At 71.1% G+C, this 16,504-nt stretch carries 12 protein-coding genes and 1 pseudogene; 5 read left to right on the forward strand and 8 right to left on the reverse strand.

Going from position 1 to position 16,504, the window contains the following annotated elements; genetic code table 11:
* Positions 1-36 precede the first annotated feature (36 nt).
* The 4 genes from AB0J40_RS27270 to AB0J40_RS27285 form a co-directional block, all read right to left on the reverse strand.
* Complete coding sequence (locus AB0J40_RS27270; RefSeq protein WP_364457783.1) at positions 37-1,518, reverse strand: glycosyl hydrolase family 28 protein; 1,482 nt, start codon at positions 1,516-1,518, stop codon at positions 37-39.
* 301 nt (positions 1,519-1,819) lie between these two features.
* The gene (locus AB0J40_RS27275; protein WP_364457785.1) at positions 1,820-2,446 is read right to left on the reverse strand and encodes a TetR family transcriptional regulator; all 627 of its coding nucleotides are present in this window, start codon (positions 2,444-2,446) and stop codon (positions 1,820-1,822) included.
* 24 nt (positions 2,447-2,470) lie between these two features.
* The gene (locus AB0J40_RS27280; RefSeq protein WP_364457787.1) at positions 2,471-4,042 is read right to left on the reverse strand and encodes an alkaline phosphatase D family protein; all 1,572 of its coding nucleotides are present in this window, start codon (positions 4,040-4,042) and stop codon (positions 2,471-2,473) included.
* 26 nt (positions 4,043-4,068) lie between these two features.
* Complete coding sequence (locus AB0J40_RS27285) at positions 4,069-4,725, reverse strand: hypothetical protein (RefSeq protein WP_364457789.1); 657 nt, start codon at positions 4,723-4,725, stop codon at positions 4,069-4,071.
* A gap of 111 nt (positions 4,726-4,836) precedes the next feature.
* On the opposite strand from AB0J40_RS27285, the gene AB0J40_RS27290 reads away from it, so the two are divergent.
* The 3 genes from AB0J40_RS27290 to AB0J40_RS27300 all read left to right on the forward strand — a co-directional run bounded on the left by AB0J40_RS27290 (position 4,837) and on the right by AB0J40_RS27300 (position 10,548).
* Positions 4,837-7,716 carry a BTAD domain-containing putative transcriptional regulator gene (locus AB0J40_RS27290; RefSeq protein ID WP_364457791.1) on the forward strand — a complete coding sequence of 960 codons (2,880 nt, stop codon included), beginning with the start codon at positions 4,837-4,839 and terminating at the stop codon, positions 7,714-7,716.
* A 105-nt stretch (positions 7,717-7,821) separates the two neighbouring features.
* The gene (locus AB0J40_RS27295; RefSeq protein WP_364457793.1) at positions 7,822-9,036 is read left to right on the forward strand and encodes a hypothetical protein; all 1,215 of its coding nucleotides are present in this window, start codon (positions 7,822-7,824) and stop codon (positions 9,034-9,036) included.
* Positions 9,037-9,312: 276 nt separating this feature from the next.
* Entirely contained in the window at positions 9,313-10,548 is a 1,236-nt protein-coding gene (locus AB0J40_RS27300) for a glucuronyl hydrolase (RefSeq protein WP_364457795.1), read from the forward strand.
* 25 nt (positions 10,549-10,573) lie between these two features.
* Here the strand turns inward: AB0J40_RS27300 and AB0J40_RS27305 are convergent, their stop codons facing one another.
* Positions 10,574-11,014 (reverse strand): DUF4396 domain-containing protein, encoded by a 441-nt coding sequence (locus AB0J40_RS27305; RefSeq protein WP_364457797.1) that lies wholly within the window; start codon positions 11,012-11,014, stop codon positions 10,574-10,576.
* Between the two features lie 254 nt (positions 11,015-11,268).
* Here AB0J40_RS27305 and AB0J40_RS27310 point away from each other — a divergent pair, with 254 nt between their 5' ends.
* Positions 11,269-12,285, forward strand: coding sequence for an autoinducer 2 ABC transporter substrate-binding protein (locus AB0J40_RS27310; RefSeq protein ID WP_364457799.1), 1,017 nt, complete (start codon positions 11,269-11,271; stop codon positions 12,283-12,285).
* On the opposite strand, the gene AB0J40_RS27315 is transcribed toward AB0J40_RS27310, so the two are convergent.
* The 3 genes from AB0J40_RS27315 to AB0J40_RS27325 all read right to left on the reverse strand — a co-directional run bounded on the left by AB0J40_RS27315 (position 12,282) and on the right by AB0J40_RS27325 (position 15,958).
* Positions 12,282-13,844, reverse strand: a complete 1,563-nt coding sequence (locus AB0J40_RS27315; protein WP_364457801.1) for an esterase-like activity of phytase family protein — start codon at positions 13,842-13,844, stop codon at positions 12,282-12,284. The genes AB0J40_RS27310 and AB0J40_RS27315 overlap by 4 nt on opposite strands.
* A gap of 93 nt (positions 13,845-13,937) precedes the next feature.
* A complete protein-coding gene (locus AB0J40_RS27320) occupies positions 13,938-15,197 on the reverse strand; it encodes a hypothetical protein (protein WP_364457803.1) in 1,260 nt (419 codons plus the stop codon).
* On the reverse strand, positions 15,194-15,958 hold the full coding sequence (locus tag AB0J40_RS27325) for a hypothetical protein (RefSeq protein ID WP_364457805.1): 765 nt from the start codon (positions 15,956-15,958) through the stop codon (positions 15,194-15,196). Before AB0J40_RS27325 ends, AB0J40_RS27320 begins: the two co-directional genes overlap by 4 nt.
* A gap of 391 nt (positions 15,959-16,349) precedes the next feature.
* On the opposite strand from AB0J40_RS27325, the pseudogene AB0J40_RS27330 reads away from it, so the two are divergent.
* Positions 16,350-16,504 (forward strand): annotated as a pseudogene (locus tag AB0J40_RS27330) (Crp/Fnr family transcriptional regulator); the annotation flags it as partial.

Below are 16,504 nucleotides of genomic sequence, written 5' to 3' on the forward strand. Positions count from 1 at the left end.
AAGGGGCCCCGGCTCTCGAGCCGGGGCCCCTTCGTGTCAGCAGTTCGAGCTGGAGCCCGAGGTGTTCACCCGCAGGGCCGAACCCGACGTCGTCGCCGAGTCCTTGACGCAGTAGCCCGCCACCGTCTGGAAGCCGACGTCGAACGGGCTCTTGCTGCCCTTCTCCGCCGTGAAGTGGTCGAACGTCACGTCGGAGCTGTTGTTCACGATGCTCGCCGGGCGGCCGTCGTCCTTGGCGAACTCCACCGAGCTGTCCACGAACTTGATGCCCGACGCGTAGTGCACGTACCAGCCGTACGAGGGCCGCGTACCGATGCTCTTCGGGTTGTAGTCGGTCGAGTCGTTGCTCGGCACCCCGGTGCCCATGGTGCCGTTGCCGCCCGGGACGTTCAGGTGCACGCCGGTGAACGTCACGTCCGAGACCCGGTGGGAGCTGTCCGCGCCCCAGATCGTCGGGCTGAAGTTCGTGCCCGTGTGCGTGCCGGTGACGTTGTCGAAGGTGATGCCGCTGATCGAGCCGACACCCGGCTTGTTCCCGCACCGCTTGCGCGTGCCGATCTTCATCATGATCGGCGAGTACGTGCCCGACATCGTGATGTTGCGGTAGTGCACGTCGGAAATCTTCGCGCCGTCCATCGAAACGATCCCGAGTCCCGATTTGTGCGCGCCGGTGATCGTGATGTCCGAGAACTGGTAACCGGTGAAGTCACCGCACGTCTCGGAGCCGAACATCAGCGCGTTGCAGCACACCGCCGACAGTTTCGCGCCGGTCACCGTCACGTTCCCGTTCGGCAGTTTCGCGCCGAGCGCGTAGTCGCTCTTGAACACCAATGCGTCGTCGTTCGCCGCGATGGTCGCGTTGGTGATCGTGACGTTCGTGGTGCTGATGATGTTCCAGCCGTCGCGGTCGCTCGCCGTGTCGATCGTGAGGTGGTCGGAGACGACGTTCGTGCAGCCGTTGATCAGCGCCGCGAAGTGCCCGCCGCGGCGCAGCTTGATCCCGGACAGCGTGAGCCCGTCACAGCGGGTGAGCGACAGGATCTTGTCGGCCTCGCCGGACTTCGGGTTGCCGGTGATGAGGTTGCCGCCGCCGTCGATCGTGCCGGCGCCGGTGAACGCGATGTTCGTCAGCTTGTCGCCGAAGAACATCGCGTTGTGGAAGTGGCTGTGGCCGTAGTCCTGGTAGTCGTCGTTCGGGTTGGACTCGGGCTTGTCGTAACTGTCCGCACTGGACCCGGTGATCGTCGCGCCCGCGTCCAGCTGGATCGTCACGTTGCTCTTCAGGTGGACGGTGTTGGCCGACTTGTAGGTGCCGGAGGTGAAGCGGACCGTGCCGCCGCCCGCAGCGTTCGCGGCCGTGATCGCCTTGTCGATGGCGCCGGAATCGTTCGTCGACCCGTTTCCCTTGGCGCCGTAGTCCTTGACGTCGTAAACGCCGCCGGGTGCGGCGGTGGTGACGCCGGCACCGGCCACCACCAGTCCCGCCACCGCGCACGAGATCAGCAGGAATCTTTTCACGGGTAACCGCCTTGTCATGGATTCGAGAAAAGCTCGGCATGACGGCGGAGCACTCAGCCTACGAGCGCCGCGAGCGGGGTGTCAAGATCGCCGGGAAAGCATTCACCGTGAGGCCGGGGGGACCCGCGCCACCCCCAGTCGGACGCGGGTCCCCCCGGTGTTCGTGAGGCCGGAAAGCGGTCGGGACACCGGGGCCGGCTCCGGCGTCCTTTCAGGATTTCCGCAGTCTACCTTCGCGGGGCCCGGCGAAACCGTGCATTTGTCATGGTCCGGACCATGAATCCGGCATGATCCGGGTGGCTCAGGCGAACCCTAGGCCGGACGTCAGCAGGTGGAACGCCCGTTCGGCCGCCGCGACGGCTTCCGGGTGCCGCCGGGCCGCGGGGACGCCGGCGGCGACCGCGTCCATGTTGGCCGTCGCGAGGGTCCGGCGGACCGCCGCGATCTGCGCCGCGGCGAGCGCCGAGTCGAGCGGGGCGACCCCGGCCTCGGCGAGCGCGGCCGCCAGCGCCGCTTCCCCGGCGGAGGTGAACTCCGCCAGCCGCGCCAGCAGCGCCGGCGTGCCGGTGACCAGCCGGAACACCGCCAGGACCGCGGGTTCGTCGCAGAGGCCCGTGACCGGCGAACGCTCTTCCAGCCCCCGCAGGAACGCCTCCCGCAGGGCCGACAGCGCACCCTGCCCCGGCCGGCGCGCGCGGACCACGTCCGCCGCGTCGGTCTCGTGGTCGGCGAACCGGTGCAGCACCAGGTCCTCCTTCGTCGGGAAGTAGGCGAAGAGGGTCCGCTTGGACACCTCGGCCACCCGCGCCACCTCGGCGACCCCGACGGCGTCGAACCCGCGCTCGAGGAAGAGCCCGATCGCCGCCGCCGAGATCGCCGCCCGCGTGCGGAGCTTCTTGCGCTCCCGCAGGCCCAGTTCTTCAGTCACGTCACGCAGCGTAGCGTCCCGGCCTCAGACCTGCTGGAGCCCGGGCTTGCCTGCTTGCACTACGTAGCTGCGGTCGTTCTTGATCACGACCGACGCCGGGTCGTAGACGCTGGTGTCGGACGTCGTCATGAAGTCCGCCCGCGTCTGTGACGGCGTGGTCGTGACGCGGACGTAGCCGCGCTCGCCCTTGCAGTACTTGACGTGTGGGTTGTTCGCGTACCAGGTCGAGCTCGGCGCGGACGCGGTGTCGCTGTTGCTCGTGACCGACGTCGTGACCAGCTCGGAGCCGATGACCGGGTCGCTGTGGTCGAAGTAGTCCAGCCGCAGGTCGGCCGCCCAGTGCCGGTGGACGTCGCCGGTGAGCACGACCGGGTTGGCGACCTTGCGGTCGACCCAGCCCTGCTGGATCCGGTTGCGGGAGGCCTCGTAGCCCTGCCAGGAGTCGGGGCTTTCGCAGGTGGCCTTGTTGCCGTCGCCGTCGCGGGTGGCGAAGAAGACCTGCTGGCCGAGGAAGTCCCACGTGGTCGGGTGCGATTCGAACTGCTTGAGCAACCACGCTTCCTCGGTGCTGCCGAGGATGCTGCGCGAGGTGCTGCGCATGTCCGTGCAGGCCGGGCCGGCGTCACCGGACGGGTCGGGGACCTGGGCGCTGCGGTACTGCCGCGTGTCGAGCATGTGGAAGCGGGCCAGGTTGCCCCAGACGAACTGGCGGTACAGCTGGATCGACGAGCCGTTCGGCTTGGCCGTCGAGCGGATCGGGGTGTTCTCGTAGAACGCCTGGAACCCGGCGGCCTTGCGCGCGGCCGAAGCCGGCGAAGTGGTGCCGTTCCAGTTGTTCATCACCTCGTGGTCGTCGAACACCACGATCCACGGCGCGATCGCGTGCGCGGCCTGCAGGTCGGCGTCGGTCTTGTGCTGGGCGTGGCGGGCGCGGTACTGCGCGAGCGTGGTGACGTCCTCGGTGAAGGCCAGGCTGCGGGGATTGCGCTCCTGCGCGGCGCGCCCCGACTTCTTCTCGTAGATGTAGTCGCCGAGGAACAGCACCAGGTCGGGGTCGTCGGCCACGATGCCCTTGTACGCGTGGTAGTAGCCCTCCTCCCAATGCTGGCAGGAGCTGAAGCAGTACTTGAGCTGGTTGACCGCGGCGCCGGCGGCGGGCGCGGTGCGCGTCCGGCCGACCGGGGAGATGTAGCCGCCGGTCTTGAAGCGGTAGAAGTACTCCCGCGCGGGCTGCAGGCCGACGGGTTCGATGTGGACGCTGTGCGCGGCCGCGCGGACCGCGTCCACCGAACCGCTCTGCACGACCGAGGTGAACGCCTCGTCGTTCGCGATCTCCCAGGCGACCGGGTAGGTCGCGTCCGGCATGCCGCCGAAGCCGTCCGGGTTGAGCGGCGCCGGCGCGAGTCTCGTCCACAGCACCACGCTGTCGGGGAGCGGATCGCCGGAGGCGACGCCGAGCTGGAAGGGGTCGTGGATGGCCGGTGCGGCCGCGGCGGTGCGGGCGTTCGCCCAGGACGGCAGCGCGGCCGACGCCGCGGTGGCGGTGACCGCGGCGAGCCCGCCGAGCAGCACCTTGCGCCGGGTGAGGTCAACCATGTCGGAAAGCCTTTCGGGGGACGCGGTCAGGCCGCGAAGTCGGTGATGCCGTCGCTGCAGGACAGCAGCGCGGGCTTGGCGGTGGTGTAGTTGGCGACGCAGACCTTGTAGAAGACCCAGCCGCCGTGCGGGACGCTCACGGCCTTGTCCACCGAGGAGCCCTCGCCACCGGAGTTCCAGACGTAGAACGGCCCGGCGCCGCCCTTGAGCCAGTAGGCGACGACGGCCGAGTAGCCGTCGGCGTTCTTGTCGTAGACGAGGAAGTGCGAGTCGGACGAGCGGTACGTCGCCTCGCCCGCGCAGGCGCCGGCGCACTGGCCGCTGCCCGAGCCGACCCCGCAGTCGGGGGCGACCCGCTGGTCGGAGCCGGTGTAGACGTAGGTGTCCGAGATGTACCCGCCGAGCGCGGGCACGTAGTCCCACAACGTGCTCGTGCCGTAGGTCCCGGTCACCGACGTGCCGGTGGTCTGGCAGTCGATGGTCACGGACGCGCCGTTCGCGACGGTCTTGACGGCCGTCGCGCTCGCGGTGGGCGCCCGGCGGACGTTGAGGGGGTCGCCCGCGGTCTTCACGGTGCCGGTCGCGGCGGCCGACGCTTCGAGCGCGCCGCCCACCGCGAGCGCGCCGACCGTCGCGAGCACGACCCCTAGGCCGGCCATACGCCGGAGGTTCGAACGCTTCATGGCGGGAGCGTGACCGGGGCTCGTACACGACTCGTACAAAGCGCCCACGGCGTGCGCAGACACTCCGAATGGATCTAGCCCATGGGGTCGAACGGGCCATAGCATCCGGCTATGGGGGAACTCATCGGGCAGGTTGAGGCCACCTCGCTGAACATCCGTGTCCTCGGTCCGCTGGAGGTCACCGCTTCCGGGCGGGTGATCCCGCTCGGCGGGCCGAAGCCCCGGCTGCTGCTGGCCGCGCTGGCGCTGCAGCCGAACGTCGTCGTGTCCGCCGACGTGCTGGTCGAGGTCCTGTGGCCGGACTCGGCGCCGCGGTCCGCCGCGGCGAACATCCGCACCTACGTCCATTCGCTCCGAAGACGGTTCGCCGAGATCGACCCCGACCTCGGCGAACGGATCAGCAGCCGCGCCTCCGGCTACCTGCTGACCGCGTCGCCGGAAGAACTGGACCACCTCGCTTTCACGGCCTTGGCCGGCGAAGCGCAGGAAGCGCTCGACCGCGCCGACGCCGAAAGCGCTCTCAAGCTCCTCGACCGGGCCGATGCCCTGTGGCGCGGCGAAGTCCTCGAAGGACTGCCGCACGACCACAGCTGGGGCGCGACCGTCGCCCGGCTCGCCGAACTCCGCCTGTCCGTGCAGGAACAGCGCCTGCGGGCGCGGATCGACCTCGGCCGCTGCGGCGAGGCCGTCGCCGAGCTGCGCGGCCTGGTCACCGAGCACCCGCTGCGCGAAGAGCTGTGGGCGCAGCTGATCGTCGCGTTGCGCGCGGCCGGGCGGACCGCGGACGCCGTCGAGGCGTACGAATCCGCCGAGCGCGTCCTGCGCGAAGAGCTCGCCGCCGAACCCGGCGCGCGGCTGCGCGAACTGCGCGCGACCCTGGTCTCCGAAACCGCGCCCGCCGTGCGCCCGGCGGAGTTCGTCCCGGTCTGCCAGCTGCCGCTGGACCTGCCGGACTTCACCGGCCGCGACGAGGTGCTCCGCCAGGTCGTCGGCCTGCTCCGCGAGCGCGCGGACTCCGGCACGCCCGCCGTCGTCGTGCTTTCCGGCGCGCCCGGCGTCGGGAAGTCGGCGGTCGCCGTGCGGGTCGCGCACGCGGTCCGCGACGACTTCCCCGACGGGCAGCTGCACGTCGACCTGGCCGGCACGTCGTCGTCGCCGCGCGCGCCGATGGGTGTGCTCGCGGAACTGCTGCGCGCGCTGGGCGTCCCGGACGCCGGCCTGCCGCGCGAACCGGCGGAACGCTCGGCGCTGCTGCGGTCGCGGCTGGCCGGGCGGCGGATGTGCATCGTGCTCGACGACGCCGGCAGCGCCGCCCAGGTGCGTCCGCTGCTACCGGGTGCCGGGGCGTGCGCGGTGCTGGTGACCAGCCGGATCCGGCTGCCCGGACTGGCCGGGGCGCAGCCGGTCGACGTCGACCTGCTGCCCGAGGCCGAGGCCGCGCGGCTGCTGCAGGGCATCGTCGGCGCCGAGCGGGTGGCCGCCGAACCCGAGAGCGCGGCGGCGATCCTGCGCCAGTGCGGGCACCTGCCGCTGGCGATCCGGGTGGCCGGCGCGAAGCTGACACACCGGCCGGGCTGGACGCTGCGGCTGCTGGCCGACCGGCTGCGCGACGAGCACCGGCGGCTCGACGAGCTGCGCGTCGGCGACCTCGCCGTCCGCGCGAGCGTGACGCTGTCCTACGACCTGCTGCCGATGTCGGCGGCGACGGCGTTCCGCGGGCTCGGCCTGCTGGGGCCGGTCCAGTTCCCGGCGTGGGCGGTCGCGGCCGTGCTGGGCCGCCGGGACGCCGAAGACGTCCTCGACGTGCTGGTCGACGGCCACCTCGTGGAGCTCGTCGGCTCGGATCCGGCCGGGCAGCCGCGCTACCGGCTGCACGACTTGCTGCGCGTGTACGCCGTGGAACTGGCGGAGCAGAGCGACGCGGCGAAGACGCGCGCCGCGCTTCGCCGGGTGCTGGAGGGATACCTGGCGCTGGCGTTGGAAGCCGCGCGGCGGATGCCGCTGCACTTCTTCGGCATGTACCGCGACGACGAGCTGCCGCGGCCGGAGGTGCCGGCGGACGTGCTGCCGGACGACCCGGCGGCGTGGTTCGCGGCCGAGCGGCACACCAGCGTCGCAGCGGTTTCGCTGGCCGCTTCGCACGGCTTCGACGACCTCGCGTGGCAGCTGGCGTCGGCGCTGACGCCGTACTTCGACCTGCGCGGCCACCAGGACGACTGGCACAGCACGCACACGATCGCGCTGGCGGCGGCCCGCCGGACCGGTTCGCTGCGCGCGGAGGCGATCGTGCAGCGCAACCTCGCGCAGTACCTGCTCTACCAGGACGAATACGCCGAATCGCGCGTGGCGTTCGAAGAGTCGAAGGCGCTGTTCGAGCGGGTCGGCGACGCGCAGGGCGTGGCGATCGCGCTCACCGGGCTGGCCACGATCCTGCGCATCGACGGCGAGGACGGCCTGGCGCTCGACCACTGCCACGAGGCGCTGAAGCTGTTCGCGGAGGAAGGCGACCCGAACGGCGAAGCGGTGGCCCGGCTGGGCGCGGGCGCGGTCTGGATGTCGCGAGGCTGCTACGCGGCAGCGAAGCGCTGGTTCACCGACGCGTTGGAACTGTCGGCGGCGATCGGCGACCGCCACCGCGAGGCCCACGCGTACAAGCGGCTGGGGTTGCTGTTCCAGCACCAGGGCAACCTGGCGGCGGCCCGCGAGCACGTCGACCAGGCGATCGCGATCTTCACCGAGCTGGGCGACGACCACTGCGTGGGGTACGCCAACCAGAACCTCGGGGAGCTGTGCCTGCACAGCGGGGACTTCGCGCACGCCCAGCTGCTGCTGGTGAACTCGTTGTCGGTGCACCGGCGCAACGGCGACCGGCGGTCCGAGGCCGAGGTTTCGCAGCTGCTCGGCGAGCTGCACCGGGCGCTTTCGCAGCCGGAGCGGTCCCGGGACTATTCGGAGCGGGCGTTGGCCATCTGGCGGGAGCTTTCCGCCTGACCCCCAGCGCACAAGCACGTCGTGTCCTGCTTGTACGGATCATGTACGCCACCCCGTCAATCTTTCGCCACGTTCGAGTGAACGAGTGCGAGAGGAGAACCGGGGATGATCCGGATCATGAAGGCCGGCCGCGTGACCGCGGCGGTCCTGGCCGCCGGGGCGGTGACGGCGCTGGCCGGAGCCCCCGCCCAGGCCGCGACCGGCGCGAGCTGGACGGCCGACCTGTCCACTGTGGACAGTGACGACGTCAACGTCACCGGCGCGGGCGGAACGCTGACCCTGGCCGACGCCGCGTGGCACAGAACGGCGCGGGTCTTCGCGGGCAGCGAGGGCAGCCTCGTCACCGCCGAGCACGCACTCGGCACGCCGGCGAACCGCGTCGACGCGCAGCTGACCGCCGACACGCCGAAGGGCACCGCGGTCGAGGTCGACGTCCGCGGCCGCACCGGCGCGGACGACTGGACCGAGTGGACGCCCGCCGGGACGGCGTTCAAGACCAGCGTCAGCTCCGTGCAGGTGCGCATCGGCCTGCACAGCGACACCGACGGCGTCCGCCCGTCCGTCAGCGGTGTCTCGCTGAGCGCCGCCGGCGCGCCGCAGGTGAACGCGCTCGCCGCCACGGCCGCGCTGACCTACAAGGTCTACGGGACCCGCGAAGGCCTCGTCGGGGGCACCACCGCCAACGGCCACGTCATCACCAGCCACGACCACTTCGTCTCCTTCCCCTCCGGGAAGTCCGTGTCCCCCAAGGGAACCGGCAACTACACCGCCCGCGTGTGCCGCACCGACGGCAGCCGCTGCGAGTACGCGCCGGTGTGGGAAATCGGCCCGTGGAACGAGCGCGACGACTACTGGAACCCGGCGTCGGTCCGCTCGGAGTTCAAGGACCTGCCGCAGGGCACGCCCGAAGCGCAGGCCGCGTACCTGCAGGGCTACAACAACAAGAAGGACGACTCCGGCCGCACCGTGCAGAACCCGGCGGGCATCGACCTCGCCGACGGCGTCTTCTGGGACGGCCTCGGCATGTCCGACAACGGCTACGTGAACGTCACCTACCTGTGGACCGGCACCGGCCCGACCGGCACGGTGAAGACCGCCGGCGACCCGATGAACGTCCGGGCGAGCGCCAGCACCTCCGCCGCCATCAAGGGCTTCGCGGCGAACTACGCCAAGGTGACCATCGAGTGCTACGTCGACGGCGACAGCGTCACCGGCACGTTCGGCACCAGCACCATCTGGGACCGGATCGGCCCCGGCCACTACGTGTCGGACACCTACCTGCAGACGGGCTCGGACCTCCCGGTCGCGCCCCACTGCTGAACCGCGGCTCGAGCGAGCCCCCGAGCATCGCGAGGGTGACTGCCCTCATCCCCGCGATGACGCGAAGGCCCGGCGTCCCCCGCCGGGCCTTCGCCCCTTTCGTGGGGACGCGGGCATTCCGGTCGGCGCCGGTTTCCCCCACAATGCGAATATCCCGCTTATCGGGACAGGAATTCACAAGCATGAACGACTATCCGCCGGGTGTACAACTGCCAGTCCGCTGTGGAAAACTTCCGGGAACCTGGAGCATTTCCCCACACGGAATGGCGGTCACCTGTGAGCGTTACCCGGAGAACCCTGCTGACCACCGCGGCCGGTGCCGCGGTGGCGGCGAGCACCAGCACCCCCACGGTCGCCGCGGCGGCCGGCCTCGATGCCTCCGACCAGGCATCGGTCACCCGGACGCTCCGCCAAGCGGCCGATTACGCGGTTTCGAAGCTCCGCGCGGTGGCGCCCGGCGTCACCGGGTTTCCGGTCGGCACGAAGTTCGAGAAATGGACCTATTCGCAGAACGGCGACTGGGTCGGCGGATTCTGGCCCGGCCAGTTGTGGCTGGCCTGGCTGCACAGCGGCGACGAACAATTCAAGAACCTCGCGCTGGCGTCCGCGGAGAAACTCGCGCCGCGGCAGAACGACACGAGCACGCACGACCTCGGTTTCCTGTTCTACCCGTCGTGGGTGACCGCGTACCGGCTCACCGGCGACGACAAGTGGGCGGCGGGCGCGGTGCAGGCCGCGTCGTCGCTGATCAAGCGGTACAACCCGGCTGGGAAGTTCATCCGCGCCTGGGGCGCGCTGAACGACCCGAACAACGCGGGCCGCGTCATCATGGACACGATGATGAACCTGGACCTGCTGGCGTTCGCGAGCAAGCAGACCCGGGACCCGCAGTACCTCGAGATCGCCGTCGCGCACGCGAAGACCGCGCAGAAGAACTTCGTCCGCCCGGACGGGTCGACCCCGCACGTCTTCGACTTCGACCCGGTCACCGGCGCGCCGATCGGGCCGAACACGGTGCAGGGCTACAGCCCCGCGTCGTGCTGGTCGCGCGGGCAGGCGTGGGGCATCTACGGGTTCACGACGATCCACCGCCGCACCGGGGACGAGGAGTTCCTGACGACCGCCCGACGCCTGGCGGACTTCGCGCTGGCGCACCTGACGTCGGACCACGTGCCGGTGTGGGACTACCTCGCGCCGCAGGCACCGAACGACGTCAAGGACGCCTCCGCCGGGGTGATCATGGCGTGCGGCCTGCTCGACCTCGCGGAGCTCACGCACCGCGCGCAGTACCGCGACGCCGCGCTGCGGATCCTCTCGGCGATCTCGCGGACGTGCCTGACGACGAAGTCGGCGCGGGCCGAGGCGAGCGTCGCGCGCTGCACGCGCAACCGGCCGGCCGAGGACGGCATCGAGGTGTCGCTCCCCTACGCCGACTACTACCTGCTGGAAGGAATCCTGCGGGTGCTCGACCGGCCGAAGGTGGACCGCGCCGTCGACCTGTCGAGCGTCTGACCGCCGGGGGAGGCCGCCACCTCCCCTAGTGGTGGTGCGCGTGCACCTTCGCGTGGCCGAGGCCGCGCCCGATCATCCACTTGTTCACCGGCACGGTGACGACGAACGCGACCGCCAGTGAAACCGCCAGCGCCAGCCAGAAGAGGAAACTGGCCAGGCCGGCGTCCATCGCCCCCGGGATCGCCACGACGACCGTGTTGTCGATCAGCTCCATGACGGCGATCGACACGGTGTCCGCGGCCAGCGCGACCTTGAACGCCGCGGCCGGGGCCAGCCCCGACTTCAGCACCCCGCGCATGGTCAGGCCGTAGCCGAAGACGAACGCGAGGACGATCGACAGGACGACGGTCGCGGCGTTGTGCAGGCCGAACGCCGTGCCGAGGACCTCACCGATCGCACAGCCCGTCAGGCAGTGCAGGGTCGCCTGGATCGCTGTCGCCCACGAAGCTCCGTGCTGTTCGTTCATGCCGCGAACTATACCCCCTGGGGGTAACTACGCCGGTGTCTCGCACGCCACAGGCGACGCAGTGTGCCGACGATGGTCGCTTACCGTGACCGACAGCGCCGGACCAGCGAATTCCCGCCAAAAATCCACGAGGTAGAACTCACTTCCGTAACCCTTTGCGCACATCCCGTTGACCAGCGTTACGCGGGGCCCTACCTTGCCCCTTGGTCTCCACCGTGCGCAGACCGATCGGAAGTCCTGAGGAATGGGTGGGGATGCGAGGGCCGACGAAGACGTTCCGGCTGGTCGCGACGCTGCTGCTGGGTGCGGCGCTCGCGCTCGGGGGCTGCTCCGAACAGCTGGGCACCGAGCCCGCGTCGGCGCCGACGCGGATCGCCTTCGTGCCGAAGGTCGAGGGCATCCCGTACTTCCAGGCCATGAACACCGGCGGTCTCGAAGCGGCCAAGCAGCTCGGCGTGCAGTGGTCCACGGTCGGTCCCAAGACCGTCGACCCCGACGCCCAGGTCGCCATCGTGCGCGACCTGATCGCCAAGAAGGTCGACGTCATCGTCGTCGCGCCGAACGACCCCGCCGCGCTGGCGCCGGTGATCGCCGAGGCCCGCGCGAAGGGCATCCACGTGCTCACCTCGGACACCGACGCGCCGGGCACGCAGCGCGAAGTGTTCGTCAACCAGGCCAGCGCCGAGGGGATCGGCGCCGCGCTCACCGACGCGCTGATGAAGCGGACCGGCGGCACCGGCGAGTACGCGATCGTCTCGTGCGGGCCGGCCGCGGCGAACCTCAACACCTGGATCGCGGTCCAGAAGGAGTACGCGGCCCGGCACTACCCGAAGGCCCAGCTCGTCGAGACGCTGTACGCGGGTGAGGACCAGGACACGGCGACGAGCCTCGCCAAGGAGCTGATGGTGCGCCACCCGGCCCTCACCGGCCTGGTCGGCGAGTGCACGACGTCCGCGCCCGGCGTCGCGAAGGCCGTGCGCGAGCAGCAGAAGATCGGGCAGGTGTTCACCGTCGGCGTCGGGACGCCGCAGGCGATCAAGCCGTACCTGCTCGACGGCTCGTGCTCGCAGTCGGTGCTGTGGAACGTCGAGTCGCTGGGCTACCTGACCGCGTGGACGGCGAAGCAGGTCGCCGACGGCAAGCCGCTCCAGCCGGTCAACAAGGTGAGCCTGGAGCTGCCGGCGGTGAAGTACGACGCCGCGTCGAAGACCGTCCTGCTGGGCGATCCGCTGCTCATCACCGCCGACAACGTCGACCAGTTCAAGTACTAGCGCACGTCGATCGTCACCGTCGCGGTGCTCGTCGCCGCCGGGAGCCTGGTCGTGTCGACCGCGAGGTACTCGCCGTCGTCCTGGCGCCCGTCCGGCAGCGTCTTCGGGTGCAGCGCGTACGGCGGGGCCGCGGTCGTGACGCCGTCGATGCCGAAGTCGTTGTCGTTGCTGATGACCAGCGTCCGGCCGCCGTCGGTCGTCGCCACGCCTTCGACCTTGTCGTGCCCGAAGAAGCCGCCACTCGGGTCCAGGCCGGTGACGAGGGCGCCGAGGTCCAGGTACAGCTTCTTGCCGACCGGCGTGATCCCGGCGGCGGCGAGGTCCTTCGTCGCGTCGGCGGTGGTGTCCTTGCCGACGTAGGCGTCGATGCTCCTGCCGCCGATCAGCACGCCGCCCTTGGCGGCGTCGTACCCCGCGGCCCGCGGGCCGACGTCGGTGGCGCCGGTCAGGTCGACCTCGTACAGCTTCTTGTACGCGCCCGGTTCCGGCTTGCCGTCACGCTCGTCGACGAGGAAGCGCGTGGCCGAGAGCGCGGTGATCTCGCTGACCGCGGTGCCCGTGGTGTCCGGGTTGTCGAGCAGGTAGAGGTACTCGTGGGTGGCGCGCGTGCGCAGGTCGACGGTGACGATCCGCAGCGTGGTGACGTTGCCCGGCTTCTTCGTCAGGTCCGGCTGCTGCAGTGCCGACTGCATGATCCCGACGAGCGTCCGGCCGTCCGGGGTCAGCGCGAGGCCTTCCATGCCCTTGTTCGGCACGCGGTACTTCAGCTCGCCCGGCAGGGAGCCGTCGTACGGCGAGAGGCGCTCGAGCGCGCGGCCGTCGCGGCCGAAGCGGGTGATGAAGGGGCCGTACTCGTCGGAGACCCAGAAGGTGCCGTCCTGCTGCGCGACGAGGCCTTCGGAGTCGTAGCCGTTCACGGACTTCGGCAGGACGTTCCCGTTCAGGTCGACGATCGTCTCGCCGGTGTCGGCGAGCGGGCTGACCCGGCCGTCGTACGGGGTGCCGTCCGCGGCGCGCAGCGGGATGGTCCGCTCCAGCACGGCTTTCCCGTCGCGGAGCCGGAACTTCCCGATGGCCGGGGTGAAGGCGGGCAGTGGTTCGATCTTGCCGCCGCCGGGCGCGTCGACGTTGGGGCCGCGGTCGGTGAGGCCGTAGAACGAGTCGCGTTCGCCGGGGACCGGGGTGAGCGCGGAGCCGTACGCACCGCCCTTGATCTCCACGCCGCCGATGGTGGCGAGCGGCTTCAGGTGGGTCGGGTAGAGCTTCACGGCGTCGGAAACGGTGTAGGTGAAGGAATCCCGGCCGGTGAAGCCGGGCGCGGGGGTGTAGCGGAGGGTGCCGTCGGGGCCGAGGTCGACGGTGCCGTGCGCGGCGGCGGTGTGCCGGACGACGGCGGTGCCCCGGTCGTTGCGGAGCAGGTCCGCGGCGACAGTCCACCCGGAGCGCGCGTGCAGGTGGTCGTCCTTGGCCCGCGGCCCGTGGTCGTGCGCTTCCGCCGGCCAGGCGGCCAGTGGCAGGGCCAGCACCCCGGCGACCAGGGCGATCGTTACCCGCTTCATCCCGTTTCTCCTCCTCCGGCGCGTGGACCCGCGCCGGAGGAGGAGTCTCCGTGGCCGAAGTGGACAGTGGACGGCTTCGAGAAGGCCAGGACGTTAACGGTGCCGGCGGACGTGGGCCACGGCCGCGCCACTGCCCAGGACCAGGATCAACGCCGTCAGGCCCCACCGGCGTTTCTCCTGCGTGCGCACTCCCGTGTCCTGGACCACCGGCTCCGGTTTCTCCGTCGGCTGCGCGTGCCGCTTCGACGACGGCGGTGGGGGCGGCGGAAGCTCCACGGCTTTCGGCGCCGTAGTGGCCACCGTGGTCGGGGTGGGCGTCGGGGCCGGGGCGACGGCCGCCGGTTGCTCCACCGGCGGCGGCTGCGACGGCGGGGGCGGCTCGGGCGACGGCGTGCTCGACGAAGACGGCGGCGGAGACGGCGTAGTAGTCGGAGTCGGCGACGCCGAACTGGTGGTGGGCGGCGGAGCCTGCTCGGCGAAGCACCCCGCGGCGTCCCCGCTGACCAGCGCCGGCCCGGTCGACAGCTCGACCGCCGGGCCCGAGCCGTCCCGGGGCAGCCCGTACGTCACGCTCCGGTGCCCGTCCCGGTTGGCCGTCGCGTAGATCGCGTCCGGCGCCAGCACCACCGACCCGTACGCTCCCCCGCGCGGGAACCGCAGTCCCGGTACCACCGCGACCTTCCCGGTCGCCGGGTCCAGCGTCACCACCGAGCCGTCCCCGCGCGACGTCGTCGAGACCCCGTACAGCAGGCCGGAAGCCGGGTCGTACGCGAAGTCGTCCACGCCCACCGCGAGCGACACCGGCCGCAGGGCCGTCCGGCGCACCACCCGCACGTAGTCCGCCGACGCCGGATCGATGTCCACTGTGTACAGATCGCTGTCCTGCCGCACGTACCAGCGGTTCCCGTCGATCGCACCCGCGGTCGCGCCCGTGACCTGGCTCCACACCGGCCGCCGCGCGCCCGCGCGGCCGACCACCCCGAGGTCCGTCACCGCCCCCGACGCGTCGATCCGCACCGCGTGCGCGCCGTGGTCGTAGCGCCCCTGGCGCGTTCCGTCCGCGACGCCGTAGACGACCCCCTGCGCCGCCGAATACCCCATCGCGTTGATCCAGTACCCGGCCTGCGTCAGGCGTTTCGTGGTCCCGTCGGGCAGGGACAGCAGCCGGAGCGTCGTCGGCGCGCCCTCGCGTTCGTTCTCCGCCTGCAGGATCGTGCAGGTGTCCGTGCCCTGGGCCGCGGGACGCTTCGAGGACGACGACGGCGGCGCGAGCCAGCCCGTCGCCGCCAGTACCGCCGAGACCGCCGCCGCCACGCCGAGCATCGCCGCCCAGCGGGCGCGCGTGCCGGTCAAGCCAGCCGGTCCAGTGCGCTGGTGAACGCCTCCGACGGCACCTTCGCGCCGCCGCTGAACGGGTTCTGCAGCTGGTAGATCGCGAACAGCAGCAACGTGATCGTGCCGGCCAGCGTCGAGACGATGATGACGTGCGCCGCCAGCCGCGTGCCGCCGAACAGGTTGGGCAGCAGGATCGCGGTGATCAGGCTGCCGAGGATCAGCGCGAACCAGACGACCGCGCCGACCCCGCCGCCGCCCGCGTTGTTCAGCCGCTGCGTGCGGGCCTGGTAGACCGACCAGAGCTGGTTGCTCGCCTCGGTCTTGCGGTCGATCGCCCAGTCGCCGTCGACGTCGGCGGCCGCGACGGCCTGGCGCATCTGGTCCAGCTGCGTCCAGCCCGTGGCGGCGATCTCACCGCCGTCGGCCAGCCGCGGCCACTCCTGCTCCTCGACGGTGCGCGCGTACGCGACGGCGAGCTGGTGCACGCGGTCCTTCGTCTCGGCCGGCAGCGCGTCGGCCGCCCACGTCGCCGCGACCAGGCTGTCCGCCTCGGTCTGCGCGTCCTGGCTCGCCGAGCCGACCGAGTCGAAGAGCGAGATGAGCACGAACGCGACCAGCACCGCGTGCAGCCCGCCGACGATGGTGAACACCTGGCCCGCCGCGTCGTTGTTGTCGGGCCGCCCCTCGTCCCAGCCGAACCGGCGGACCAGGTACGCGATCACGCCCCCGACGAGGGCCGCGCCGGCCACCCAGAGCCCGCCGGCCACGAAGATGTTCATCCACGTCCTTTCCCACCCGGCGCATTCACGCCGGGATGGTCAAGTTAGTCCACCCATTTCCGGCCGGACAACCGGGTATTGTTCGATTCATCCGAGTGGCCGCACTCCGGCCGGCGCAATCGCTGATTCGGCCCAGCTCACCACCGGTCCGGCGCCCGGCACCGCTCCCTGGAGCGACCGTGGATTCCCCTTACGAGCTGCGAATTTCCCGACCGGGTGACGCGCGCGAACGGCGCGTGACGAACACGGTGAACGCGGTGTCCGAAATGGCCGGGTGTCGAACAGGTGGTTCTCCCCCGGGACCCGATCGTGTCATTGTGCGCGTGCGGGCCGTTGCTATGTTGAATCTTCGTCGCAACCCGGTTTTCCGAATGATGGGGTGGTTTTCGCTGTGACCGTCACCGACCCGGTGGACACCGACCAGGCACCGCTGAGCCTCGGCCGGGCCGCTGCCCGGACCCTGGCCACCACGACCAAGTCGGTCCCCCAGATGCAGGGCATCTCCTCCCGCTGGCTGCTGAAGGTCCTGCCCTGGGTCGAAGTGTC

It is taken from the genome of Amycolatopsis sp. NPDC049691 (assembly GCF_040675005.1).
Taxonomy (GTDB): domain Bacteria; phylum Actinomycetota; class Actinomycetes; order Mycobacteriales; family Pseudonocardiaceae; genus Amycolatopsis.

What these genes read in the sequence shown, in the direction of transcription:
- AB0J40_RS27280 (WP_364457787.1), bottom strand. Translation starts at nt 4,042, where the DNA reads ATGGTTGACCTCACCCGGCGCAAGGTGCTGCTCGGCGGGCTCGCCGCG.
- AB0J40_RS27285 (WP_364457789.1), bottom strand. Translation starts at nt 4,725, where the DNA reads ATGAAGCGTTCGAACCTCCGGCGTATGGCCGGCCTAGGGGTCGTGCTC.
- AB0J40_RS27290 (WP_364457791.1), top strand. Translation starts at nt 4,837, where the DNA reads ATGGGGGAACTCATCGGGCAGGTTGAGGCCACCTCGCTGAACATCCGT.
- AB0J40_RS27295 (WP_364457793.1), top strand. Translation starts at nt 7,822, where the DNA reads ATGATCCGGATCATGAAGGCCGGCCGCGTGACCGCGGCGGTCCTGGCC.
- AB0J40_RS27305 (WP_364457797.1), bottom strand. Translation starts at nt 11,014, where the DNA reads ATGAACGAACAGCACGGAGCTTCGTGGGCGACAGCGATCCAGGCGACC.
- AB0J40_RS27310 (WP_364457799.1), top strand. Translation starts at nt 11,269, where the DNA reads ATGCGAGGGCCGACGAAGACGTTCCGGCTGGTCGCGACGCTGCTGCTG.
- AB0J40_RS27315 (WP_364457801.1), bottom strand. Translation starts at nt 13,844, where the DNA reads ATGAAGCGGGTAACGATCGCCCTGGTCGCCGGGGTGCTGGCCCTGCCA.
- AB0J40_RS27325 (WP_364457805.1), bottom strand. Translation starts at nt 15,958, where the DNA reads ATGAACATCTTCGTGGCCGGCGGGCTCTGGGTGGCCGGCGCGGCCCTC.